This window comes from Frankia sp. CoWAU3, assembly GCF_977971855.1.
In genome coordinates, this window is the sequence record NZ_CDWWXB010000160.1 from 3,376 (window position 1) to 5,197 (window position 1,822).

The 1,822-nt window shown below is 72.1% G+C and carries 1 protein-coding gene; it reads right to left on the reverse strand.

Features of this window, described 5'->3' with window-relative positions:
* Positions 1-14 precede the first annotated feature (14 nt).
* Complete coding sequence (locus AC08ON_RS13650; protein ID WP_476607864.1) at positions 15-1,445, reverse strand: N-acetylmuramoyl-L-alanine amidase; 1,431 nt, start codon at positions 1,443-1,445, stop codon at positions 15-17.
* Positions 1,446-1,822: the final 377 nt, after the last annotated feature.

Below are 1,822 nucleotides of genomic sequence, written 5' to 3' on the forward strand. Positions count from 1 at the left end.
CCAGCCGGTGAGCCTCACATCAGCTGCCGGGCGACGTCCGTCCGCACACCTGCCAGGGCGGTGTAGGCCGTGCCGCCCGGACATTCGGTGGCCATCCAGTCGCGGTGCCCGCTGACGGCCGGGACGGTACGACGCCTGCCACTCACCGGATTGACGTAGTGGACGGTGCCGAGCGGGTCGAGATGATGCGCTCCGGTCAACGCGAGCAGCACCAGGACGAGCGTGCGACGGGCGGCGGCGGTGGGGGTGCGCGTCCGCAGGTCACCGAGCAGCGCGACGCCGACGTTGCCGGCGTTGAAGTCCGCCACATGCGCACCCGTCACCACGTAGCCGTCCTCCCGGTGGCCGGGAACGCTGTCCGTTCCCGACCACCGGCCCTCGTAGAGCGTGCCCGCCTCGTCGATGAGGAGGTGGTACCCGATGTCCGACCATCCCCGCTCGACCGTGTGGAAGTGGTAGATCGCCCGCACGGTGGCGGCGGGGTTCGGATCGTCGTTGGGCGTCACCGTGTGATGAACCGTGACAACCTGGCCCGGGTGGTACGTCGGTTTCCAACCGCTGCCGGACGAGGGGGACAGCCGTAGCGACTCGTCCGCGCCCCACGCGGCCCGGGGCAGGTAGCGCAGGTCTAGCGTCGCCGGCAGCCGGACGGGGGCGACCGGCGCGGCGGGGACCGCCGACACCCCGGACGCGGTCGCGACCCGGGGCTGCGGCGACGACCTGGGCGCGGCGAAGAGCCCCGGCGACCAGGCGGCGCAGGAAGCCGAGATCGCGGAAAGGGCGGCATAGGCGGACACAATGGGGGCCGTCAACCGCTGCAACGGCCCCGACGTCGTGTTCAGGGCGGTGGACGTCACGGACGTCGCGCCGGGTGGCAACCACAGTTCGTAGCCGGTCGCGCGGTGCGCGGCGACCAGCACGGCGGCGCTCCTCCCCCCGGCCGGCGAATCGTCCCGCTCCGCCGGACAGCCGACCGCCAGCGGCCGCCATGCGTCGAACCCACCCCCCGGCTGGCGCAGCCGGATCTCGGCGCCCCGAGAAACGGCACCGCCGGCATCGGCGGTCCCGGCGGTCCCCGTGCCGGCACCACCGGAACCGGCCCGGCCATCCGCCGCGCGATCGTTCCCGTCACGGGTCCATCGGACCGCCACGTAACCGATGTCGAAATCCGACGTCGCGGGCCCCACTCCCCTCGTCACGGCAGCCAGGGTCCGGGGCACGAGCACGACACGCGTCCCCGGCGCCGAGAGGGCCCGCGCTTCCGCACCGGGTCGGGCCCCTGCGTCCGCTGGCCCGGCCGGGCCAGCGGACGCGCTGCTCGGCGCGGCGGCGAGCAGCGTCTCCGCCCCTCCGCCCAGACCGGCACCGGCGAGACCGAGAATTCCGCGCCGGGACAGACCGGGCTCACGGCGACGCCGACGAAACGGGTCAGCGGCATGGGACATGAGGCGTCCTTCGGGTCGTCATGGTCGAGACATTGGCACGCTACGGTATCCAATGCCTCACTCTTCGCATCAAGGCGCCAAGAGATCCACCACGGGCCACGAGCTGCCCGGCGGCAACGGGGACGGGAATACGTCCCGGCATCGAGGGAAGGTCCATAAGCATCCGCTCGGAAGGACCTGAGCATCCGCTCGGGAGGAGGGGTGCCATGGTCGGGAAGAATCCGCGGACCGACAAGACCGACAAGAAGGCGCAGGCCGACGAGATGCGGGACGACGTTCCGTCCACCATCACCCGCTCCGACGATCAGGCCATCCGCACCTGGAAGAAGACCCACGACTCGGCGGTGAAAACCTACGGTGAGGGTGCGCGTGCCCAC